The organism is Erwinia sp. TECH1 (assembly GCF_054057575.1).
In genome coordinates this window covers 1917056-1940395 of record NZ_JBSRZK010000001.1, presented here as the reverse complement: position 1 = coordinate 1940395, position 23340 = coordinate 1917056, and the positions used below count along the sequence as shown (strand labels likewise).

Below are 23340 nucleotides of genomic sequence, written 5' to 3'. Positions count from 1 at the left end.
CCCTAAGTTGGCTCCTATCCCACGCCCTGGAGCCAGCGCCCCGGTAACAGCCGCAGAAGCACTTCCTCAGTAATCCCATGTTTTTCGCTGATATTCAGGCAGGCTCTGATTCTTCTTGCTATTGATATCAAACCATTGATAAGTACCATTAGCTATTTCAGCTATCGTTGCACTGGTCACGACTTTTCCGACACTTGCAGCAGGGCCTAAGTAAGCCGCTCCTGCAATCAGCACACCATCCTTATAACCATTCACGATAACTTTTGTAATATTCGCACTTTCTGGCAAGTCACCTTTTGCATTTTTACTCAGTGCTGCACTGACTTTTTCTGCTGGAGCTCCTGAATTCATCATTGCTTCTCCCAAGGTTACTGCTGCATTACCGTAGCTGTTGAATCCTGATGGCAAATTAAACAATTCATTATTCTCAACCGCATTCTTCCCGGCCTGCGCGCCCGTTACCGCACCGCCGGCACTGTTTCTGGCGATTCCGCCCGCAAGGCCAGCAGCCAAAGAGTATTCAGCTCGCTGATATATTGTATACTTACTTATTATTTAAAAGTGTAATCCTGCACAGAATGTTACTGCTATCGAACTGTAAATGTAACGCGTAACTGGCTCTTTCGTATTTTATCCAGCGATTAACGTAGCCAAGAAGCATATCTGTTGTACCACCACCTGATAAGGTAGGGCACCCTAAAATATCAATAATTTCAGCCTCTGTCTTGCTAGCTGGAACAGGCAGCTCGCCTCTATAGGCACTGAATCCTTCAGCAGACTTAATATAGAGCATAATTTGCTCTACTTTCTCATTTTCCAGCAAAAACAAAATACCTGATTTAAAATATGAGTAATAAGTTCTGTCGCCTAAGCCTCCTACTTCCAAACCGGGCAATTCTTTAAAAACACTGGAAAGGTTAATGAATCCTTCATCACTCTGATAGTGACCTAAAAATTGCGCAATCTCATCCCATGCTAACATTATCTTGTTACCCCTGTTTCCCGGTTTCTTGCTTTGAATTTTTCTATTGCCTGCTCAACCGCCTTCGAATCGTAGCCAGGTTCTATCAATTTTTTTTGTGCGCGTCAGTATCAAGACATTCTGTATTACAAAGATTCAATACATCCTGTTTTACCTGAGATGGCGTATTTTTACCACCATAAGTACGCCCTGCTTTATGCACATCTCTTGGTACTTCGATAGCTGTTGCATTGTTATATAAAGTTTTTCCTCTTCTGGCGTTAACTTCCTGCCAAGCTCATTTTCTTTAGCCTGCCGAATGGCAGCAAATGATGGTATATGGTCATGCTCTAATCCGTCCCCCACTACTTCACACGTTTTAAGTTCTTTGTATGAATCCCCCTCGAGCGCCTTGACTTTAAACTCATCACTGGCTTTATTAATCAGCCCGGATGCTTCGACCACATCGCCATTTTTAACGCTGCTTGTGCAGCTTTGACTGCCTTACCTGCGAACGGCCCGGCCCCAGGCACCAGACTTATTGCAACTGCAAGATAGTCTATTGCCGTTTCTGCTTCTTTGAAGCTTTTTATTGTTCCAACGATTGGCACAAAGTCCAGACCCGTGTTGGCAATGTTTTTTACTATATTATTATTCTCAACCGCATTCTTCCCGGCCTGCGCGCCCGTCACCGCACCGCCGGCGCTGTCCCCGGCAAGCCCGCCCGCCAGCCCCGCCGCGAGCGTCCCCAGCGCGCTGATGGTCTGACGCTGCTCCTCGCTCAGGTCTGCACGGTCAACCCCCGGATAGAGCTGCTGTGCGATATACTCGCCCCTCGCCCCGCCTGATGCTCCCGCCAGCGCCGCACCCGGTACCGCGTGCACTATCAGGTTGGTCTCCACTTTAACCATCTTTTGCCTTCCAGGCCTTTCGTGGGTGCCATATCGTGAATGACTTTCACCCGATAAGGTACAGCCGCCCCTCTGGCTGACGCTGGCCAATCTCTGCACTATTGCCTCTCAACCCGTTCTCTCTAAACGACTTGTCACAAAGGGCTGACAGGCCTGTAACTAACCAAGCATCAATCGTCAGTTAAAAAACATCCTGTATCGATTGGCCAGCATTAGCATATTTTACTTGTAGTCTGTTGGTGAGGCTGATTTCTCTTTCGACATGAGAAACTGCCCCACACCAATAATAACCCCGCATCCGATTGATATTTCCAACCCTCTAATCAAGTCATTTCTATCAAAATCAAAATCATCAACTAAACAATAGGATACTAAAGATATAAGTAATCGACCACCTACAAGAAAAGTAAAAAGGCCAACCACCCATAAAACCACTAACAATAATAAAATTTTAATTTTATTATTTTGCATTACTACTTTTCTCCAGTTTTCTTTGAACTTTTTCAGCAAGATTTCGTGTGGAACTCCCGAGATATTCAGAACCTGCAGATTCAGCGACTACCCCTGTTATTTTAGGTATTGTAAACTGAGGGATTGTGTCCTGCACCTTCTCCACTCTTTTACCTATCGCTGCGCCCCCCAGTATCCCTAAACCTGCTCCAATCATCGGTGCTAAAGTATTTTTACCCTGCAGCCTGGCTCCCGCATACGCACCGGCAACGCTCGCTGCTTCAGTGAACCAGAATCCTTTACCCTGCGTAAATAACTGACACCGGTTGCAATCAGTGCATCCGTTGCGCTGAACGGCTCTCCACTACTTAGTTGGTTAAACACGTTAGCTGTGCCGCCTATCGCACCTGCACCCATCACCGCCTCAGCTGTCGCAGTGGCTGGCAGTAACACCGGCGCCAAAAACGTCGTCATCCCTGCCCCCCCCAGGCCGTTAACAATCCTGACTGCCGGATTCTGACCGGCAGTCAGGTTGCCTTTAGCCATATCTGCCGAAAGAGCTGCTTTATCTTGTAATGTCATGCCCGGGAGTGCTTTCCCATTTTCATCGACCTGATTATCTGTATTTGTCATTAAGCTACCCTGTACAAGGCCGTAATTATTCAGGCCTGAGGGTAGATTAAACAATTCATTATTCTCAACCGCATTCTTCCCGGCCTGTGCACCCGTTATCGCACCGCCCGTGCTGTCTCCGGCAAGCCCGCCCGCAAGGTCCGCAGCCAGCGTGCCCAGCGCGCTGATGGTCTGCCGCTGCTCCTCACCCAGGTCTTCACGCTTAACTACCGGATACCTCTGCTGCACGATGTACTCGCCCATCGCCGCGCCAGAAGCACCCGCAAGTGCAGGATTACCCGACGCGTATGAGGTCACCGCGCCCACTACCGCGTGCGCAATCAGGTTCGCCTGAACGTTCACCACCTCTTTGCCGTCCGGGCCTTTCGTGGTCGTCAGCGTATGTATCTGCTCCGCCAGGCATTCAATAGCAAAGGCGAGATTTGTGCAGGAAACACTGATTTACGAGCGGGTGATAAAGGGCAGGCTGATAATCAGTCCACATGAGCCGCTGCAGGTATCTCAAGTAGAGCCTTAAGTGGTAAACATACAGAAACCAATCTGTAAGAAGTTATCTGACTGCATGCTGAAGATCTCAGAGTTTATCCAGGCGATTGCCATACCGCGGGAGCGTCACGCAAGGTCTAGGAATGAACTTTGGAATGGCGCATTTCGGAGTAAGCGGCTGTCAGAAATTCCCGGCTCAGCCCCCAAGAAAATCTTTAATTTCAAAAGGGTCTTAACAGATCGAAAAAGTAACTGATATGAGATTAATAAAATCCCGTCTCGATAGCCGGGGTTTTATTAGCGTTTCAGACTATGGTAGAAATCTAAAACACTTTTTAAATCAGTTTCCCATTCTGATATTTTCATACCTTCTTCATTATGCGTTGTTCGCGGCTCAATAAAATCATTTATAGTTTCAGGAGTAAAGCTGGGGCAGTCATCTAAAAACAAAATGATATTTTGAACGAAAACATTACTTTCCAAAAAATACAACACCCAAGTAAATATAAAGTTCGCATTGTTTGGCTCATACATTGAAACAGCTAAAGCTGCATGTTTTTTATTAGCCAGCCCCTCTTCAAGTGAACTTAGCCAGTTAACTTTGTAGTCATTAACACTCCAGTAAGATAGAGGTATATTCATCATTTCTGAAAATTCATCAATTATTATTGATGCTGGCAAGACGCACTCGCCATCGACATATACTGCTTCACTTTCAGGAAAAATACCAAACATATATCAGTCCTTAACTCGTTTTAGATCACTATCATAAGTCCCCATACGTTTTCCTTTACGGTCAAACATTTTCCAACCATTAGTAACATTATGGCTATCAACATCAGGCGTGATATACGTTTTACCGTCAAAGAATACTGGTTGCCCAGGAGAATTAAATGGCGCTTTAGGAGCGGTTATTTTTCGTTCAAAACCTAAATTACTGGCAGTTTCTTGAGCTTCTTTTCCTCTTAGGGCCAAATAAGCTAAATCATCTTTATTATACTCAGGAATCGGCGTGACCGTTGTATTGCCTCCCGTATCCGGCAGACCATCACTATTCCCGGTATTGCCTGGTCCCTGCTCACCAGACCGATCCGGCGTAACCAGTGACGTTCCTTTATTTTCATCATGAAAAGGATTAACCAGTTTTCCGCCGGTCAGATCATCATTCACCGGCGCAGTTTCCGTTTTGTTACTACTGCCATCCTGATGCTGCTGATTATGCGCCACTTTTGGATTGCGGGATTTTGCAGTATCATCACGCGCTTCAACGATTGCACGACCATCAGTGATCGGCGGAGTATCCGCCTCAGTTCCTGACCTTTTCAGAGTCTTATCCAGCTCGGATGCAATTATGTTATTCGCATTCTGAACTACCTTGTCACCCGGACTCAATGGTAATCCCGGAACGGGTACAGGCGTAGCCCTTGGTGGCTGGAGAAGATTATTATTTTCCAACGCATTCTTCCCGGCCTGCGCGCCCGTCACCGCAGCACCCGCACTGTCCCCGGCAAGCCCGCCCGCCAGCCCTGCCGCCAGCGTCCCCAGCGCGCTGGTGGTCTGACGCTGCTCCTCGCTTAGGTCTGCACGGTCAACGTCCGGATAGAGCTGCTGCGCAATATACTCGCCCGCCGCGCCGCCTGACGCCCCCGCCAGGTACGGCGCCGCACCGCCCGCAACGGCTCCCGCCACGTTGCCGCCCGCCAGCGCCGAGGCCGCCGCCGTCGCCGCGCTGATGCCCTGCTGAAGGGCGCTGCCCGTTCCCCACGGCGCCATGGCATTAGTGTAAGCCTGCTTCGCTATATCGTCGTAGCCGGGCGCCGTTTTCACCCCGTTCTGCCGCGCTTTTTCTTCCAGCTGCGTCTTCGCTGCCGCCAGCAGTTTCGGGTCCAGCTTCGCCTTCTCGCCGGCTATCTGGCCCTGCGTCCTCACGATATCGCTGGCCTGCAGGCCGATATCCACCACCGCCTGCACCGTCTCCACCCGGCGCTGCTCTTTCTCCCTGTCGAAGATTTTATCCAGCCCCGGGTTCGCGTTCGCCACGTCGCGGCTCAGGTCGTTCACGCTCTGCTGCTGCTTCTCACCGTTGCGAACGGTAATGGCGCCCTCGCTCACCGCCGACTTTGTCACTGACGAGGCGCTGCCGCCGCCGTTGATGCCCGCCAGCATCGTGCTGGCCAGGTTGCCGAGCATCTGGCTGCCAATAGGGCCGCCGCTGCTCATGCCCACGCTCTGGTGTTCAACCTTATAGTCCGCGTGGTTTTCAATACTGCTGAAGCCCAGCGTGCCCGTATCCAGCCGGTTTTTATCCGCCGCTGCCGTCGAGCCGATAACCGCGCCGTTCAGCTGCGTGTGGTCGCCCACCGTCACGTCAAAGCCGCCTTTCATTAATGCCGCTGCGCATTCGGTGGCTGAACACGTTTTTTCCCTGTGCTTTCCGTGGCTTACAACCAGTTTTTCCTGTTGCGTTTTGATGTTCGGGATTATTTTTCCCGACGCGCTTTTTTCGCCCGGACACGCTACCGCACTGGCGCACAGCACCAGGCACAGCAGCCATGCCGGCCATTTACTTACTGCTTTCATTACGCTTTCCCTGCGTTATCGTCCTGCGCATTTTAGCAGCGCTGTCGCGCCTGTCATTACCGGTTTCACATCGCGGTGCTGAGCCGGGCCGCAGCTTGCCTGTGGCCTGGTGAAGCGCCTGCCGGGCGTGGGCTGGCGAAGCCCGCAAGGGCCGGAACGGCGCTCCGGCGCGCTGATGGCTGAAGGATCTGAGGCTTTGCATGACCGCTGAACGGCCTCCGCTTTCGCTGCCGGGAGCACGATGACTGAAGGAACGCTGTATCTGCATGACCACGCTGCGGCACCTGCTTAGCCGCCGGAGCACCATAGCCTGAAGAGACGATGAGTTTGCATGACCACCACGGGCCGGGGCGGGTAGCGGAAGCTGGCTGTGACGGTAAGGAGTGACACGCGCTTTTGCGGGGCACGACCCGGCACAGACAGACGCAGCCGGGCGGGCATTAACTTCTTTCAGCGGAGGCCGCAGGCCGACCACCTTATTGTTGTTGGCTGAAGACGATGATGTTGCTGAGGTTACGTCAGCTGAAAGTGGGATATACCAGCATCCGTCACGCTGACCGTAACGATATGACCACCTATTACAGCCGCTGTCCCAGCATTAACCTCCGGGGCAACTGGCTGGAAGAGGCGGGGTTTGAAACCGGGCAGCCGGTGAAAGTGACGGTGGAGCGCGGACAGCTGATCATCCGGCTGGCTGAGGAGTAAGCGGCAGATAAAACGATCCCGGCTCAGTTCACTTCGTGGCCGGGATCTTTTTAATTATAGCGATAGTCTAAATTGATCTTCATCTTTTCAAGATCGACTGTAACAAGGCAACCGTACCATGCTGGTTTGTCATTGGTAAGATTATTTGCTACGTAGTATTTTCTTAGTTCAACTAGCTTTTCAAGAAGCAGCTTATCTGTGGCTGGCGTTCCCGGCAAAAACCAATTTTTTACGCCTTTCGTGTCAACATAATCATATAAGAATTTTGCATGATCATCTTCAGGTGATAACTCAGCATCAAGTAAGATTCTCTGCGCATTTTCAGGGGCTGATTCAAATAATATACGTCCGATCTCTGAACATAATTCATCATCGCGAGAAGCCATCATTTACCTCCAGGTGCATTATTAAAAATTTCCCTCACTGGACGCTCATTATCTATTTGATAAGTAATAGTAAAGCTATCAGGTCTTACATTGCTACCACTATAAGATGGTTCGATTTTAACATTGACCTGCTTGCCGTCTTTCAACGCATTGGCCCATGTGTTTTCCATCTTTTTCCAGGCACCTTTATTGAGGTTACCATCCATTGGTACCAGATTTAATTTCTCTCCAGGACCATTGAATATACTGGCTATCAGATGCCCACCTTCATCACCGTCAACACCACATTTACCCGCTTTGCATTGCTGATAGGTATTTCGGTCATTCGTCGACCAGGATAATGAACTTTCGACGCTCTCCGTTCTTCCCTGAGAGTCAGTCTTAAATATTTTATTATCATCAACCTTATAGATGGTATTCGGCTGAGGATTATTGAGATCCTTATTCCAGTTTCCTTTGCTGCCTGAGCTGGTCACCACGCTTTCCAGCGACTCCTTCGTGACCTTGTTTCCGGTCTGCTTCTCAACCGTCATTAACGCCTTCAGCTCTGACAGCTCTTTAGCCGACATCTTGCTGACTGTCGCTACCGTCAGACCAGCCGGTAGGGCATCTCCTGCGGCCATTTCAGCCACCCAGATGCTGACCTCATTGGCACACAGCACCGGATTCGAACCGCATCCGCTGATCGCCGCCTGTACCGTCGCTATAAGTTCCGGCGTAGCAGCAACTATCACACCACCTGCGGCACCGGCTCCCAAAGCTGCGGCTATCGCTTTATTCACCGTCTCACCACGCTGACAGCTGGCTGATGAAGGATCGTCTGCGCAGGACAGCACATCCTTACCGTGCTCCTGAACGAACTTCATCTGCCCGTCGTCGGTGCCACCCATCAGGTTATTCTCAACGGTCGTCTGACCGGCCTGAGCACCCGACATCGCATCGGCCGTACTGTCTCCGGCCAGTCCGCCAGCCAGACCGGCCGCCAGCGTTGCCAGTGCGCTTACCGTCTGCTTCTCGGTTTCAGTCAGCTGACCGGCGCTTTTACCGTAGACCTCCAGCGCGATCATTCCGGCCATTTCAGCCGTTGCAGCGCCTGCGGCACCTGCCAGCGCACCGTTGCCCTGTGCGGCGGCCAGTGCGGCATTCACCGCTGCGTGTGCCATCACTTTACCGGCGTCATCCAGCCCGCTGCTGCCGATAATATTCGCGATGTAAGGAGCGGCGCCGCCCGCTGCCGCCTTCGCCAGATCGCCTCCGGCCAGGCCCTGTATCGCCGCTGTCGCCGCCTGAATACCCTGTTGCAGTGCACTTCCCGTGCCGAACGGCGCCATCGCGTTGTTGTACGCCTGCTTTGCCACGTCCGCGTCCGTGAACGGCTTGCCGGAACCCGCAAGCTGTTCTCTGGCCGCCTGAAGCGCTGCCGGGTCACGCTTCGCTTTTTCCCCGGCTATCTGGCCTTCGGTTCTGGCGATATCGCCAACCTGAGACCCTATCTCCGCTATCAGCTGCGCCGCCTTCAGCCGGTTCTGCTCTTTCTCTTTATCAAAGATTTGCGCAAGCCCCGGATTCGCATTTTCCACGTCGCGGCTCAGCTCTGCAACAGCCTGTTGCTGATTTTCGCCGTCGCGGATAACGATTGTGCCTTCGCTGACGGCAGAGTGGGTGGTTGAACTGGCGCTGTCCGAGCCGTTCAGGCCAGCCAGGATATTGCTGGCCATGTTTCCTTCGAACTGGCTGCCGATACTGCCGCCGGTGCTGATACCGGCTCCCGCGTGCTCAACCTTATATTCCGCGTGATTGTTGATATCGCTCCAGCCCAGCGTGCCGGTGTCGAGCCTGTTCCTGTCTGCGGCGGCGGTTGAGCTGATAACCGCGCCTTCAAGCTGCGTATGCTCACCCACCGTAATATCAAAGCCGCCCTTGCCCGCAAAGATGCCGGTTTGTTCGGCCACGCTCTGCCAGTTGCTGTGCATCTTGTCCCGGCTCAGGTTCACGCTGGCCGAGCCACCGCCGCCGCCGAAGGTATAGCTGGCTCCGGCGCTGGCGCTCTGCTGCCTGCTGTCGTAGCGGTCGCTGTCCTGCTCCGAGGTCAGCGTCAGGTTGCGCCCGGTGTCCACCTTCACGCTGTTCCCGCTGACCTGCGCGCCCTGCAGCAGCGTGTCGCGTCCGGCGTTCAGGCTCAGGCCGTTGCCCGCGTTCAGCGTCGTCTCGCTGTGCGTCAGGCCGTTGCCGTTAGCGCGCCCTTTTGCCGCGTTGACGCTGGCCGAGACGTTGAGGCCGGTGCCGCCGGAACCGGCGGTCAGCCCCACGCCGACGCTGCCGCCCTTGCTGCTGTTGCTGCTGTCGGTTCGCTCGCTGTTCTGCGCGGAAAGCAGGCTGATATCGTTCTTCGCCGCCAGCGTCATGTCGCCGCCCGCCTGCAGCTGGCTGCCCTGCACGGTGATATCGCCCCGGCTGCCCGGCTGCGCGCCGGTGGCGGTTACCTGCACGTTGCCGCCCGCGCCCAGCGAGCTGCCCTGCGCCTGATGGCTCTCCGTGCGAGTTTCGCTTTTAGACGACTGGCTGCCGTAAGAGAGGTTAACGCCTACGGTGTTGGTCGCGCCTTCCTGATAGCCCTCATCGCCCGGCTTCAGGCCCAGCGCATCATTATGTGCGGTTGCCGCAGCGGTCTGCGCGCCATCCAGTTCATACGCCTGCTCCGCCTGGGCGACGCTCAGCGCCGCTTTGGTGTTCTGCAACGCTTTCAGGCGGCCGTCGCCGGTATCCTGCGCCGTCTGCGCCACGCTGACTGCCGTGTTCAGCGCAGCGCCCACGGTGCCGGAAAGCGCCAGCGTCAGGCCGCTCTGCTTCTGCTCGGTTCTGGTCAGTGCGGTATGGCTGTTCTCCGCTGCCGTAATCGCCACGTCGCTGCCGCTGAGCGTCAGATCTTTACCGGCAATGACGTCACTGCCGTGGATGTTAAGCTGGTTACCGGCGCTGAGCGTCACATTGCCGTCGCTGCTGCCAATCGTGCTGCCCTTATTGAGCGCGCCGTCCGCGTCAGTGGTGCTTTTCTGCATCGCCTGGCCGACGGTAAAGCCGATGCCGCCCGTGCCCATCAGGCCCGATTTTTTCTCTTCGCGCTGGTGATTTTCCTGGTGGGATTCAGCCGCGGTGGTGACTTTCAGATCCTGTCCTGCGCTCAGCGTCACATCCTGCGTGCCCGCCACGTTGCTGCCGGTGACGGTAAGATCGCGGCCTGCCTGAAGCTGTACGCTGTCGCCGCTGAACGTGGTGCTAATCCCCTGACGATCGTGTACCTCGTCGTGCGTTTCCAGGCTGCTGGCGGACAGCAGCCCTTTGCTGCTCTGCTTGCTGTGCTCGACCAGATCGGTGCTGCTGTTGCCGGTGCCTAAAGTGATATCGCGCCCGGCGCTGGCCGTTAGCGTACCGCCAGCCGTCACTTCTGCGGCGCGGGAATGAATATCCTGCCCCGCGCTGAGCTGCAAATCGCCTGCGGTAGTAATTCGTGTGCCGACATCGTTCTGCTGCGAAAGACGACGATAATTATCGCTGCCCCAGCTGTCGTTTTCACTGTGCTGCGTGGAGACGGTGCCCAGCGTCAGATCGTTGCCCGCGCGGATCTGTGTGGTGCCGTTTTCACCCGCATTAGCGATATCGCTACCCGCCAGCGTGATGTTATGCAGAGCGCTCAGCGACAGCTTGCCGTCGGAACCCTGCACGTAGATGCCCGCAGGCCGATCCACCCATCTGTCCGTGCCGTCGCCCCGCAGCGTCGCCTGGCTGGTAATATCGCGTCCCGCCAGCAGCGAAACAGATTTATCACCGCTGATGGTGCCGCCAAGGTTGGCGATATCCTGGCGAGCGCTGAGGCTGACCTGATTACCGTCGATATACCCGCTGTTGGTCAGCGTCTGCGCCGTCAGCTGCGTCACTTCACGCCCGTGGATAGTGCCGCTATTGGTAATATCCTTTTGAGCATTCAGCGCCACGCTACCGCCACCGAGCAACGCGCCGTCGCCGGTAAGATCGCCTTCTTTTACTTTCGCATAGACCTGCGGCACCAGTACCGTCTGCTGCGTCCCGTCCGGCAGCGTGACCGTCTGGTTAACCAGCCAGACGATATCGCTGGTCAACAGCGCCATCTGCGCGGGCGTCAGCGCCACGCCGAGCGTCAGTTGGTATGTTTTACCAAAAGCCACGCCGTTATTCATCAATCCGCGGAACTGATCTTCATCATTGCTGTAGCCCGCGGTATAGCGACTGCCGGTCAGTTGCGTAATCTGATCGCGTACCAGGCGCTGTTCATAATAGCCGTCGCCCAGTCGCTTCAGGGTCTGGCTGCCGTCCGTCGACAGCGCGTTTTGCATATAGTCGCTGCCCAGCCACTGCTTCTGATTAACGAAGCGCGGATCGGTTTCCACCAGATAGTGGCTGTCGCTGGCAGGCTGAAGCGAAAACAGGCTGTTGTCCGGCAGACGCGTATCCGCCGAAACGGCGCGGATAACGGGCGTAATGCTTTGTCCGTTAACCACCGTGGCGGGCAGCGTCAGTGAGAATTGCTGCCCGGCTGGCAACAGCAGCGGACGATCCTTCTGCCCGGCCAGCTTGTCCAGCGTCAGAGTGCTGTCGTAACGCGGTGCGATAACGGGTTGCGAAGCCGTATCGCCAGACGGCGTCAGCGCGACCGCCGTCGCCGCCTGCTGGCCGTTAATCGCGCCGACCGCCCCCGCCTGTATGCTTACCGATTGCTGCTGTCGGTTGCCGGTCTGATAGCCGCTGCCCTGTGGCGCCGCGTTCGCCTGCCAGGCAAAGGTTTTCAGGTCGATGGTTTCCGTTACGGCAGCCGGACGATAGTTGCTGCTGCTTTTACCTTGAGAAGTCTTGGTGCCGCCCAGTTTCTTTTTCTTTTTCTTGGCGTACCAGCGCACCACTTTGCCGTTATCCGTCGTGACGCGCGTTCCCTTCGTGGCCTGGTTATCCAGATCGCCAATCTGCCCACCCAGCGTGGCGCCAGCCACAATCTGGCTGTCATGATTGAACAGGCGATCGGCGGTAAAGGTCATGTTGCCGCCGGACAGGATTTTGCCCGGATCGCTCGATTTGATCTGCGTTTCCTTTACTACCCGCTGATAGGTGTACTCATAAAACTCGCTGCCGCTGGTACCGTCCGGCATGCGCGCGCTGTGCACCTTATATTTATTTTTATGGCTGGTATCCACCTCGCTCCAGTCGAAGCGATCGGTATGGCCTTTCAGCACCGCATCATGATGCTGAGCGTTTTCCGTGGTGACCGTTTTGGTGGTGAGGTTACGGTTGGTATTGTTGACCTCGGCCATGGCGATCGCCGCATCCCGTCCGGCTTCAATAGTCGCCCCGTCGTTATTGAGCTGCCGCCCCTGCTCGATGGCCTGATAGTTGCTGTCCAGCTGGCGGCCGATATGCATATCGCCAACGCTGTAGATCAGGGCATGGTCGCGGTTGTTCACCGTATCCGCAGCCAGATCGAGGCGATCCCGTGCGGCAATCACAGCCGCTTTGCCGCCGTCGCTGAGGTTATTCAGCACCGTAGCGGCAATGGCTATACGATCGCCAAAAATGCGGCCGGTGCCGGTATTATTCAGCACGTTGGCTACAAGGTGCGTCAGCGTGCCGTCTATCAGGCCGGTGTTATTTAGCGTATCCGCAGCGGTGACGTGCGTTTCCTGCGCGCTGATTTCCCCTTTTTTGCCGTTAGTGACGTTGCGGGCAGAGAGCCAGAGCGCCTGCTGCGCGCTGATGGTGCCGTCATTGGTGAGGCTGCCGCCCGTAGCCAGCCGCAGCGTGCCGTTGGCTTTAACCTGGGAAGCATTATGGAAGTCGCCCGCCAGCGTAATGCCCAAATCACCCTGTGACAGCACCTGCCCGTCGCCGCTCAGCGAGGCGGCACCGATCTGGGCCTGCTTATCGGCAATCAGCGTGCCCTTACGGTTATTAATACTCAGCGCCTGTCCCTGAGCGGCATCCTGAACAATCAGCGTACCGGCGGAGGAGATCAGCCCGTTGAGGTTTTCCAACGCCTGCCGCACGGTCAGCGAAAGCATGGCCGTTGCCTTCAGCGCGCCTTTGCTGTTGTCCAGCGTGTCTGCCTGTACCGTCAGCGTTCCGGCCTCAATGCCCTTACCACTCTTCTGTGTGTTTTGATTGAGCAGGCGTGGCGTGGTGATAGTCAACCCCTGCCCGCCCTGGAGCAGGCCGTCGCTATTATCAAGCTGCTGAGAAAGCGTTAACCGTCCGGCGTCCACACTTTGTAGCTGGCCGGACTGATTAGCAAGCTGCCCCGCGGTCAGCGTCAGCGTTCCGGCGGAAAACAGTTTGCCGCTCTGATTTTGTAGCGCATTCTGGCCCAGCGCCAGCGTCAGATCTTTTCCGCCCTGGATCTGTCCCTGCTGATTTTCCAGCGCGCCGCTGTCGATACGGGTCGCGCCAGAACCGGCAATCAGGCCGCGCTGATTGATCAGCGTCTGGCCTGTGGTATCAATCGCGATATCGCCCGCAGATTGCAGTTTGCCGTCTGTGTTATTCAAGGCTCCGCCGCTAAAGGTCAACCCGCCGTTGCCGGCCAGCTGCCCCTGAACGTTGTTCAAATCGGCGGCCTGCAGCGACGCCAGATTGCCCGCCGCGATAAAACCGGTCTGGTTGTTAACCCCGCCGCTGCGCAGATCCAGATTACCCAGGGCGACAATGCCGTGCTGGTTGCCGCTGTCGGTATTAATCAGCGCCTGCCCCTGGGTGTCCAGCGTCAGATCGCTGCCTGCCTGTAACAGGCCGCCCTGGTTCTGTATTTCTCCTGCGGTCAGAGTCAGCTCCCCCTTACCGCCGCTCAGCGTACCTGCGCGGTTGTTGAGGTTTCCGCCGGTAAGCCGGGTCGCGTTTTTGCCAACGATCGTGCCCTGCTGATTATTTATCTCTCCAGCGTGAAGCGTTAACGTGCCGCCGCCGATCAGCTGGCCATTTTCATTAATAAAGGGATTACCCTGGGTATCCAGCCGCAGATCCTGCCCTGATTCCAGCAATCCGGCGCGGTTGTTCAGCGTGCCGGTATCCAGCTGCAAAGCGCCCCGCGCGCCCAGCTCTCCCTGCTGATGGTCAAAGGTCTGCCGATGCGTGTCGACTGTGACATTCTGCCCAATCATCACGCCGTGGCTGCCGTTGATTTGCCCGGTGTTGAGCAGCAGATCGCCTGCGGAGACAATACCGCCTTTCTGGCCACTGTCGGTATTGGTCAGCGCTGCGCCCTGGGTATCGAGCGATAATGCCTGGCCCGCCTGGATCAGGCCACGCTGATTATCTACCGCGCCGCCAGTTAGCGTCAGCGATCCGTCTGAAGCCAGCGTGCCGTCAATATTGCTCAGCGCGCCACTGTGCAGCCGGATATTGCCCGCTGCCGCCAACATGCCAGCGTCGTTATTTATATCGCCGCTGTTGAGGCTCAGCTCGCCGCCCGCGATGACGCCGCCCGACGCTCCGCTCTGCTGATTGGTAAGCGTGCGGCCATGCGTATCAAGCTGCATATCACCGCCGGACTGAATACGTCCCGCGCGGTTGTTCAGTTCGCCGCTGTTCAGCCGCAGGCTTTCCTTCGCGCTGAGGCTGCCGTCCTGATGGTCAAACGCCTGCTCATGGCTGTCGATAACAACGTTCCGCCCCTGGATCGTACCCCGATCGCCCAGGATCCGCCCGGTTGCCAGATTGAGATCGCCACGAGAGACGATCCCGCCTCGTTCGCCGCTGTCGCGGTTATCAAGCGCTGCGCCCTGCGTATCAAGCAAGAGATCCTCACCCGCCTGCAACAGGCCCCGCTGATTATCCATCGCGCCGGTGGTAAGAGAAAGTGTGCGATCTGCCAGCACAGTACCGTCGGTATTCGTCAGCGCGCCGCTGGCGATACCAGCCGCCTGTGCGGCTATGATGCCGCCACGGTTATCAGTCTCGCCGCTGGTTAGGGTCAGCGTGCCGCCACTCAGGATGCCGCCTTTACCGCTGTCGCTGTTGATCAGCTTTTGTCCGTGCGTATCAATCGTCAGATCGTGACCGGACTGGATAAGGCCCGCGTAATTATCTGTCGCGCCGCCCGACAGGCTGAGCGTGTCCTGCGCGACTACATTGCCGCTGGCGTTGATAAAATCGCCCTGCTGCGTAGCCACTACGATGCGATCGCCCAGCAGCGTGCCGCCGTGGTTATTCACTCCCTGACTTTGCGCCGTCAGCTGCTGGCTGGCTTCAATCCGCCCCCGATCGTTGTCGATAAGCCGATCCGTTTTTAGCTGTGCTTCGCCGCCCGTCGCGGAAATGCGTCCTTGCTGATTATCCAGACTTGCTGCGGCAAGGCGCAGATCCCGGTTGGCCAGCAGTTCGCCCTGATTATTGTTCAGCGCTTCGCCCGCGGTCAGAAGCAGATCGCCCTGAGCCGCCAGCAGCGTGCCGCGGCTGTTATCCAGACTGCCGGAAGCAATGCGCAGACTGCCGCCGCTTTCCATGCGACCATCCTGATTGTCCGCCGCGCCAGAGAGCGACAGCGTCATTTCACCAGGGCCGCGCTGGGAAAGCAGGCCCTGGCGGTGATCGAGCGTTTCCGCCGACAGCGTTACCGCCTGCGCCTGAGTATGCCCCTGTGAGAGATCGAGCCGCCCGCCTTTCAGATCCAGCGCCCCGGCCGACAGCAGCGCGCCCTGGTTGCCATTAAGCTGCGAGGCGGTCAGCGTCAGTGCGCCATCGCCAGCCAGCTGTATAGTCCCCTGCTGGTTATCAAGTTGCTGAGCATCCAGCGAAAGCGCATGACCGTTACCGGCAATCAGCCCGCTGCGGTTTTCAATTTGTTGCGCTTTAAGATGGGTATCGCCTGCGTTAACAATCGTGCCCTGATTGTTGTGGATTTGCCCGCTGTCCAGACTCAGCGCCTCGCTGTTTTGCTGACGCAGCAGCCCGCGATTGTTACTGATGTCCCGGGCAGCAACGACCAGCTTTCCGGCTGATATTTGACCGTCATCGTTATTCAGTCGGGTAGCGGCCTGTATCTGCACCGTTTTGCCAGTCACCGTTGCGCCTGTGGTACTGATGTCGCCCTTGGTAGCGCTTAGCGCTATCCCATCCGCCGCAGTCTGGCTGCCACCCAAATCGACCCGGCTTCCGTGCGCCTGGATCCCATCGCGTGCCAGGTTTTTGCCCTGCGCTTTCAGCTCGCCCTGACTGGTTAAAACCAGGCTGCCGGGCTGCGTCAGCGCGCCGCTGTCATCAACCCCTGCTGCCAGCGCGCTTCCGCCATTGCTCTCGATCCCGTTGGCGGTCAGCGTCACGCTGCCTTTTGCGGCGATGGTGCCGTCATTATGCAGGGTGCCGTTAGAGGCCAGCGTGACCGCCTGCTGTGACAGGATCCTGCCGCTGTTGGTCTGGTCATCCTGAGTAGCGATTTGCAAAGCGGCCTGGCTTTGCAGCGTGCCGCTGTTTTCCAGCCGGCCATCTACGGTCAGGCGTAGTTCGCCCGCGCCGGCGCCCAGTTCGCCGGCATTGCGTACGCCAACCCCTTTTTCGGTGCCGGTCAGGGTGATTTTGTTGGCATACATGCCGCCAAGCGCGGCGACGTCGAGCGCATAGGCTGGGCGAGCGGTCGCGTCGCTGGTTTTCACCGTGGTTACGCTACCTTCCGTAGCTACCTGATTTCGTCCGGTAACAACGTTCAGTTCTCGGGCGTGCAGCCTGGCATTTACCGCTACCGACTGTGCGACGATCTGGGTGTAATCGGCATCGCTGTCGTTTAAGCCTTTGCCCTCGATATTGATCCGCCCGCCGTTCACGTCAAAGCCTTTCAGCTGGCCGTTTTCCATAATCGGCTGGCCCGTGGTCAGGGTATTACGGCTGGCATTGATAAAACCGCAGCCGTTGCAGGTTATCCCTGCGGGATTAGCAATAACCACCGCGGCCCGCTTTCCGGCCACTTCAATAAAGCCATTGAGCTGGCTGGGATTACGGCTGTTGACTTCATTGAGGATGACGCTGGCTTCCTGCTTTGACAGCCAGGGATTAGCCGCCACCATGCCGCCCAGCTGGGTGCGCGTGTTTTGATGACTGTTGTTCAGAATGGCACCGCGCTCGCCGACATCGAGCTGGCTGTATTGATTGCGCGAGACGCCCTGGCCGTTCGGCGTCTGGATATTAATTTGCGGCAGCCCGTTGGCGGTGGACATCACCGTCGGCTGCTGGTTGCCGGGCGCGCTGCTGTCGGCAACGATATTGGCCTGCGCAGGCAGGCTAACCGCCCCAGCCGCCAGCCAAAGCGCGAAACTAAGTGGACTGATACGGATCGGCTTTTCCGTACGCGAGTTGCGCTGACGGCGACGGGCAAGATGGCCGTAGCCGCTACGGGCAATGTCGGGCACCACCATCAGCATGCCGCGAACTTTATTGAAGATAATGCGATAGCAAAGCTTGTTCATAATGCGCACAGTCCCTTGTCAGGCAAAAGAAGCGGGTCAGTAGTTCCAGTTCAGGCTGAAGCCAAAGGTTGCCGGATCGGTTTTAAATCCCTCTGGTTTTGAGAGCGGGATCCCGGCAAAAAGGTCATAGCTAAGGTTGGCGGGCGTGATGGCGCCGCGTAACCCCGTTACGCCTCCGGCCAGATGGCGTCCGGGCAAACCGCCCTGGATTGCGCTGTTGCCGCTGACTTCGCCATAGTCGACCCCAAGATAGAACTCCTGGGCAGGCAGCGGCGTCTGCCAGGCCAGCGTATTCTGTAGCGTCCAGCCACGGCTGGCGCTCAGGGTGCGCTCGCCATCAAAGCCGCGCACCGTCCAGCGGTTGCCGATAGCAAACTCATCCTGCGGCGTCAGCGGCGTGTTACTCATCTGCCGACGATATTGCATGTTGTAATTAAAACGCTGAGTACGCAGTGAGAATGGCACCGTCAGCGCCGCCTGCCAGGTCAGTATTTTTGCCAGCGCGGTCGCATAGGTGCTGTCGTGATAAGACTCTTCCCAGGCCGGTAAGGCGCCAAACCAGCGCGTGCCGCGCTGATAGCTGACTCCGGCATCAAGCGTGGCCGGACCAATATAGTGGCGATGCGACAGCCCTAACCGCCAGGCGCTGGTACGGCGCTGCTGGCTGACGACCTCGGTATCGTTGATAAAATTGCGTGACTCTTTTACCAGCACATCGTAGGTGGCGAGAGTTTTAGAAGAAGCGTTGCGGTGCAGCACCCGGCTGGCCTGCACATCGAGCGAACGGCTTTTCCCGGCATAGAGAAAATCGCGGCTGTAGCCAGCCACCGTTTGGTGGTAGTCGTAATCGCTGGCGGTCAGCCCAAACTGCCACCACCCCACCGGCACCGAATAGTGTCCGGTCAGGCTTTTGCTGCTTTTTCTGCCGGCGAAACCCAAATCGCGGCTGGCGGTCAGGTAAAACAGATCGCTCAATGAAGTGGGATTATCCAGCGCCAGCATGATGCCGCTCTGATACCGTCCCGTGCTTTCCGTGCCGGAATCGTCCAGCCAGGCGCCAAGACGCCAGAAACGTCGCTGGGTGCGCTCGATAATAATATCGCTTTCGCCGGGTTTATCTGCCGGACGTAGCGCCATCTTCGCCTCGACGCCCGGCAGGCGCTGCAGATTTTCCAGTCCCTGTTCGATATCGCGCAGATCCAGCAGGTCGCCGGAATGCGCTGGCATGGTGGGATAGAGGCTGACGTAGCGCGAAGCGCCGGGAGCCAGCTCAACCCGACGGATTTTACCCGGCACAATCAGCAGCTTCAGCTCGCCCTGACGCAAATCCTGCGGCGGCGCGAGCACCCGGGTTGTCACCCAGCCATGATTAATAAGACGGTTTTGCAGCGTGCCCATTAGCTGATTGATGCCCTGCACGCCTACGCAATGACCGACAGCCTGGTTTGCCAGCCGCTGCAACGGCACCCAATGCGGCAGAGCCTGCTGGCCGGATAGCGAGACGCGCTGAAGCGTAAAACAGGGTTTTTCAGCCGGAAAAGTTATCCGCGAAGGTGCGGGGAGCGGTTCGGCAAGACGGATATCGGGTGCTTTTGGCGCTATCTGGGCCTGGCGAGCTTTTTGCTGCTCCTGCTGATGCTGAATTTGCTCATCGCCCGGCGCTGCGTAAACCGCACCGCAGCCGGTTAGCCCAATAACAGCCAGCGCCGACTTCAGGCGCTTTTCCATTTTTCCCTGCATAACTATTCTGCCCGTCAAATATGTAACAAAATGTGTATTACGTATTTTTATGCGCACATTATGCACCTGCCGGGCGAAAGCTCAAGGAAAAACAGAGAAAAACTTACAAAAAGCTTACATTAATAAGTGAGCGGGGTTAATGAAATCAGTTAAGCGTTCCACTATCAGAAAGGAATTTCAGGGAAATTAGGACACGATTATTGAGAGATTCAAAGGGGAAAATTAATCATTTAATTATAATTATTTCATTAAAAATCATACATTAACACAAGAAAACCTCGTATTACTTGCTTTAAAAGCCCCGGACATGATGGATGGTTACAACCGCATTTCTGACAATGATCGGAGGCTAATATTTATGTAAGCCCCTCAACCACATAAATTTAGCTTAAGTCATGCAGTTGATTATAAATTGCCTTAACCAACCACTATAAAAAGGTCAATGCTTCTACGGATCAATTCGGAAAGCACCTGGTCTTTTTGTATAAGAATACGGTTGACCGCTTGCAGGAGGGACTTATAAAGGAGGTTGCAGGTGAGCAAATTCAAGTATCGTGATGAAAGGCATTACAGGTGAGCAAATACGAGCATAGTGATAAAGGGCGCTGCAGGTAAGCAAATACGAGCATCGTGATAAAGGGCGCTGCAGGTAAGCAAATTCGAGCATAGTGCTAAAAAAAACCCCCTCCGTTAAGAGGGGGCCGAGCGTCATGCTTTAGCAGAGGCCGGGCAACTTATGCCTGGTTCTGGCTGTTCAGGATCAGCTGACCGTTGCTGTTTAAAGGGATGCGTGTCCCCGGGTCGTTATCCATGCGGATTTTGCCCTGCTGGTCGCCAATTTTATAGGTGACGTCATAGCCCAGCGTTTTTTCCTGCTTATCGTAAACGGTTTTGCAGCGCTGTTCGGTGGTCGTGTAGGTATCGCGATCCTGCAGAGCGCCCTGCACCTGATTACCGCCGTATCCGCCTGCCAGCGCGCCCGCTACGGTAGCCACATCGCGTCCGCGTCCGCCGCCAAACTGATGACCCAGCACGCCGCCCGCCACCGCGCCCAGTACGGAACCGGCGATACGGTTCTCATCCTGCACGGCACGCCGGTGAGTCAGCGTGACGTTACGGCACTCCTGACGCGGATTTTTCGTCGTCTCTTTAATTGGCGTGGCGGAGAGCACCTGAGCAAACTGCGGCTCACGCTCGAATACATTCATGCCTGCTACAGCGGCAACGCCCAGCGCGGCCGCTACGCCAATTCCGATACCTGCCAACATTGATTTATTCACAGGGCTGTCTCCTGAAACGGTTATTACGCATCGTCGCCAGCCACAGAGTCCGGGCCATACGCGACGCGCTTTGTCCGGTAAAGTGTGCTTATCAGGACCAGTTATGACAATAAGAATTCAGGACGAAATAAATGTTTAAAGTCAAATGCAAAAGCTTTTAAGAGAGTTCTTAGGAGGGATGCGGCAGAAGAAGGACTTATAACGACGGTATCGTTATAAGCCCTGTTACTATAGATCAGGCGGTCCTGATTTTACTTAGTGCAGCTTAAGGCGCGGACGGATAACCCGGTTAATGCTGCCCACCAGCATCATCAGGCCGGTTTTAAAGTAGCCGTGCAGAGCGACCTGGTGCATACGATAAAGCGAAATATAGACAAAGCGCGCGATGCGTCCTTCAACCATCATTGAACCGCGCATCAGGTTGCCCATCAGGCTGCCGACCGTGCTGAAACGCGAGAGCGAAACCAGCGAGCCGTGATCCTTATAAACATAGGCTTTCTGCTCGCGTCCTTTCATCTGTGCCAGAATGTTATCCAGCACGCGCGACGCCATCTGATGCGCTGACTGCGCGCGAGGAGGCACAAAGCCGCCAGACGGCAGCGCACACGAAGCGCAGTCGCCAATCGCGTAGATATCCGGATCGCGGGTCGTTTGCAGCGTTGGCTCTACCACCAGCTGGTTAATACGGTTGGTTTCCAGCCCGCCAATTTCTTTCATAAAGTCCGGCGCTTTGATACCCGCCGCCCAGACCATCAGATCGGCATTGATAAACTCGCCCGATTTGGTATGCAGGCCATTTTCATCGGCGCTGGTCACCATCGTCTGCGTCAGCACGCGTACGCCCAGCTTAGTCAGCTCCTGATGCGCAGCGGTGGAAATGCGCGGCGGCAGCGCAGGCAGAATACGCTCGCCCGCCTCTACCAGCGTGACGTTCAGCGCGCTGTTGTTCAGACCTTTATAGCCATAGCTGTGCAGCTGTTTCACCGCGTTATGCAGCTCGGCGGAAAGCTCTACGCCGGTCGCGCCGCCGCCGACGATAGCAATATTCACCTGCTCCTGGCGCCCTTCGCTGGCAGAGAATTTCAGGAACAGGTTCAGCATTTCATTATGGAAACGGCGCGCCTGGTGCGGGTTATCCAGGAAAATGCAGTGATCCTTAACGCCCGGCGTGCCGAAGTCATTGGAGGTGCTGCCCAGCGCCATGACCAGCGTGTCGTACGCCACTTCGCGTTCCGGCACCAGCAGCTCGCCCTGCTCGTTGCGGATTTCCGCCAGCTGTAATTTTTTATTGTCCCGATCGATTTCGGTCAGCGTGCCCAGCTGGAACTGGAAGTGATGATTGCGGGCGTGGGCCAGATAGCTCAGCGCGTCAATCCCTTCATCCAGCGATCCGGTCGCGACTTCGTGCAGCAGCGGCTTCCAGAGATGGCTGTGATTACGGTCCACCAGGGTTATTTCCGCCTTTTTTTTCCGTCCCAGTTTCTGACCAAGCTGTGTCGCCAGCTCAAGCCCGCCGGCTCCTCCGCCGACAATAACAATCTTCTTCATTGGTGTAGTCAAACGACCCCCTTAAATTGTGAACCAGTCGTTAATTAAAGGTTAAATAATATCCTTAATTAACATAGGGTTGGCGATTTATTCGCTATCTGCAGGCAGAATAGCACGCGGGAAATCGGCCGTCCTGTAAAAATTGATACAGGTCAATTTTTTTCAACCATTTCTTATTAGCACGCTGTTTTTGCTGAATAATTTTCCGTGTTTCGAGGAGGATAAGGTGCGTCCGCAAGGTGTTTATTTCACCACCTGAGTGATTTTTTATCTCTGATAATGCGACTCAACAGGAATAATTGGCCGATACCCTCCCCGATTGGGTGGAGTAAATATGACGTCCCCTTTTTCAGTTTATTTTATTATCCTGCAATCACCTGTGGCAATCGTATTTAAATATATACTAAAACAACCAAATCAGGCTCCAATAAAAAACCCGGCATATTTAATGATAATTACCCTGAAAAACTTGCAGCAGGCTTAGTTATTAATATCCTCTTAAGCTATTCCGGCTATTCTGCCGAAAAAGGAAGAGGGAAAAGGAATGAAAACACTGAACAGACTGCTGGCACAAAACCGCAGCTGGGCGCAGCAGCAGGCAAACCGCGATCCAAATTATTTTTTAAATCTGATGGCCGCCAAGCCGCCGCAGGCGCTATGGATAGGCTGCTCGGACAGCCGGGTACCCGCCGAGGTATTAACTAACGCTCATCCCGGCGAGCTTTTTGTGCACCGTAATATCGCCAATATGGTGCTGGAAGAGGATGAGAGCCTGATGAGCGTGCTGCAATACGCGCTCGGGCATTTGCAGATTGATACCCTGATCCTGTGCGGCCACTACGACTGCGACGGTATCCAGGCCGCGCTGGCGTTGCAGCAGGTCAACGCGCCGCTTTTTTCCGATCCGTTAACCCACTATCTGCAAAAACTGTACGACTCGCTTAACGACTGGATGGCTGTTTTCCAGCCTGAAATGAAAATAGCCACGACAGGGAAGGAAAAATTAACCGAATACCACCTTATGGCGCAGGCGGTGAATTTAATTAATGCCTGGCCTGTTAAATCAGCAATCAAAGCGGGAAGAGACATCGCTATTTACGGGTGCGTACATGAGCTACACAGCGGCTATTTAAAAAGGCTGGTTTGAAAGGATGCTGATATAAACAGTCAATTACGTGGTCATAGCCA

The 23340-nt window shown here is 55.5% G+C and carries 14 protein-coding genes and 1 pseudogene; 2 read left to right on the top strand and 13 right to left on the bottom strand.

The window, feature by feature from the left end:
- Positions 1-66 precede the first annotated feature (66 nt).
- The 8 genes and pseudogenes from ACVWZ0_RS09120 to ACVWZ0_RS09085 form a co-directional block, all read right to left on the bottom strand.
- Complete coding sequence (locus ACVWZ0_RS09120) at positions 67-513, bottom strand: VENN motif pre-toxin domain-containing protein (protein WP_253454568.1); 447 nt, start codon at positions 511-513, stop codon at positions 67-69.
- Positions 514-544: 31 nt separating this feature from the next.
- Entirely contained in the window at positions 545-982 is a 438-nt protein-coding gene (locus tag ACVWZ0_RS09115; RefSeq protein ID WP_253454569.1) for a hypothetical protein, read from the bottom strand.
- A 150-nt stretch (positions 983-1132) separates the two neighbouring features.
- Complete coding sequence (locus tag ACVWZ0_RS09110) at positions 1133-1426, bottom strand: hypothetical protein (RefSeq protein WP_253454570.1); 294 nt, start codon at positions 1424-1426, stop codon at positions 1133-1135.
- Entirely contained in the window at positions 1405-1872 is a 468-nt protein-coding gene (locus tag ACVWZ0_RS09105) for a VENN motif pre-toxin domain-containing protein (RefSeq protein WP_253454571.1), read from the bottom strand. Before ACVWZ0_RS09105 ends, ACVWZ0_RS09110 begins: the two co-directional genes overlap by 22 nt.
- Before the next feature lie 222 nt (positions 1873-2094).
- Positions 2095-2343, bottom strand: coding sequence for a hypothetical protein (locus ACVWZ0_RS09100; protein WP_125289627.1), 249 nt, complete (start codon positions 2341-2343; stop codon positions 2095-2097).
- A 663-nt stretch (positions 2344-3006) separates the two neighbouring features.
- Positions 3007-3354, bottom strand: a pseudogene (locus ACVWZ0_RS09095) (VENN motif pre-toxin domain-containing protein); the annotation flags it as partial.
- 384 nt (positions 3355-3738) lie between these two features.
- On the bottom strand, positions 3739-4176 hold the full coding sequence (locus tag ACVWZ0_RS09090; RefSeq protein WP_253454573.1) for a hypothetical protein: 438 nt from the start codon (positions 4174-4176) through the stop codon (positions 3739-3741).
- A 3-nt stretch (positions 4177-4179) separates the two neighbouring features.
- Entirely contained in the window at positions 4180-5661 is a 1482-nt protein-coding gene (locus ACVWZ0_RS09085) for a VENN motif pre-toxin domain-containing protein (RefSeq protein WP_253454574.1), read from the bottom strand.
- 861 nt (positions 5662-6522) lie between these two features.
- On the opposite strand from ACVWZ0_RS09085, the gene ACVWZ0_RS09080 reads away from it, so the two are divergent.
- The gene (locus ACVWZ0_RS09080) at positions 6523-6726 is read left to right on the top strand and encodes a SymE family type I addiction module toxin (protein WP_253454575.1); all 204 of its coding nucleotides are present in this window, start codon (positions 6523-6525) and stop codon (positions 6724-6726) included.
- 50 nt (positions 6727-6776) lie between these two features.
- On the opposite strand, the gene ACVWZ0_RS09075 is transcribed toward ACVWZ0_RS09080, so the two are convergent.
- The 5 genes from ACVWZ0_RS09075 to ACVWZ0_RS09055 all read right to left on the bottom strand — a co-directional run bounded on the left by ACVWZ0_RS09075 (position 6777) and on the right by ACVWZ0_RS09055 (position 22164).
- Positions 6777-7115: a hypothetical protein gene (locus tag ACVWZ0_RS09075; protein WP_253454576.1), complete on the bottom strand. Its 339-nt coding sequence runs from the start codon at positions 7113-7115 to the stop codon at positions 6777-6779.
- Positions 7112-17584: a hemagglutinin repeat-containing protein gene (locus ACVWZ0_RS09070; RefSeq protein ID WP_253454577.1), complete on the bottom strand. Its 10473-nt coding sequence runs from the start codon at positions 17582-17584 to the stop codon at positions 7112-7114. Before ACVWZ0_RS09070 ends, ACVWZ0_RS09075 begins: the two co-directional genes overlap by 4 nt.
- Before the next feature lie 36 nt (positions 17585-17620).
- Positions 17621-19324, bottom strand: coding sequence for a ShlB/FhaC/HecB family hemolysin secretion/activation protein (locus ACVWZ0_RS09065; RefSeq protein WP_456783940.1), 1704 nt, complete (start codon positions 19322-19324; stop codon positions 17621-17623).
- A 734-nt stretch (positions 19325-20058) separates the two neighbouring features.
- A complete protein-coding gene (locus tag ACVWZ0_RS09060; protein WP_125290754.1) occupies positions 20059-20604 on the bottom strand; it encodes a glycine zipper 2TM domain-containing protein in 546 nt (181 codons plus the stop codon).
- Between the two features lie 255 nt (positions 20605-20859).
- On the bottom strand, positions 20860-22164 hold the full coding sequence (locus ACVWZ0_RS09055) for an NAD(P)/FAD-dependent oxidoreductase (protein ID WP_253454579.1): 1305 nt from the start codon (positions 22162-22164) through the stop codon (positions 20860-20862).
- Positions 22165-22696: 532 nt separating this feature from the next.
- Here ACVWZ0_RS09055 and ACVWZ0_RS09050 point away from each other — a divergent pair.
- Positions 22697-23299, top strand: coding sequence for a carbonic anhydrase (locus ACVWZ0_RS09050; protein ID WP_253454580.1), 603 nt, complete (start codon positions 22697-22699; stop codon positions 23297-23299).
- Positions 23300-23340: the final 41 nt, after the last annotated feature.

Bases quoted from the DNA above. Each gene is read 5' to 3' on its own strand.
- ACVWZ0_RS09105 (WP_253454571.1), bottom strand. From the start codon at position 1,872: ATGGTTAAAGTGGAGACCAACCTGATAGTGCACGCGGTACCGGGTGCG.
- ACVWZ0_RS09080 (WP_253454575.1), top strand. From the start codon at position 6,523: ATGTTGCTGAGGTTACGTCAGCTGAAAGTGGGATATACCAGCATCCGT.
- ACVWZ0_RS09070 (WP_253454577.1), bottom strand. From the start codon at position 17,584: ATGAACAAGCTTTGCTATCGCATTATCTTCAATAAAGTTCGCGGCATG.
- ACVWZ0_RS09085 (WP_253454574.1), bottom strand. From the start codon at position 5,661: ATGAGCAGCGGCGGCCCTATTGGCAGCCAGATGCTCGGCAACCTGGCC.
- ACVWZ0_RS09100 (WP_125289627.1), bottom strand. From the start codon at position 2,343: ATGCAAAATAATAAAATTAAAATTTTATTATTGTTAGTGGTTTTATGG.
- ACVWZ0_RS09050 (WP_253454580.1), top strand. From the start codon at position 22,697: ATGAAAACACTGAACAGACTGCTGGCACAAAACCGCAGCTGGGCGCAG.
- ACVWZ0_RS09090 (WP_253454573.1), bottom strand. From the start codon at position 4,176: ATGTTTGGTATTTTTCCTGAAAGTGAAGCAGTATATGTCGATGGCGAG.
- ACVWZ0_RS09115 (WP_253454569.1), bottom strand. From the start codon at position 982: ATGTTAGCATGGGATGAGATTGCGCAATTTTTAGGTCACTATCAGAGT.
- ACVWZ0_RS09065 (WP_456783940.1), bottom strand. From the start codon at position 19,324: ATGCAGGGAAAAATGGAAAAGCGCCTGAAGTCGGCGCTGGCTGTTATT.
- ACVWZ0_RS09075 (WP_253454576.1), bottom strand. From the start codon at position 7,115: ATGATGGCTTCTCGCGATGATGAATTATGTTCAGAGATCGGACGTATA.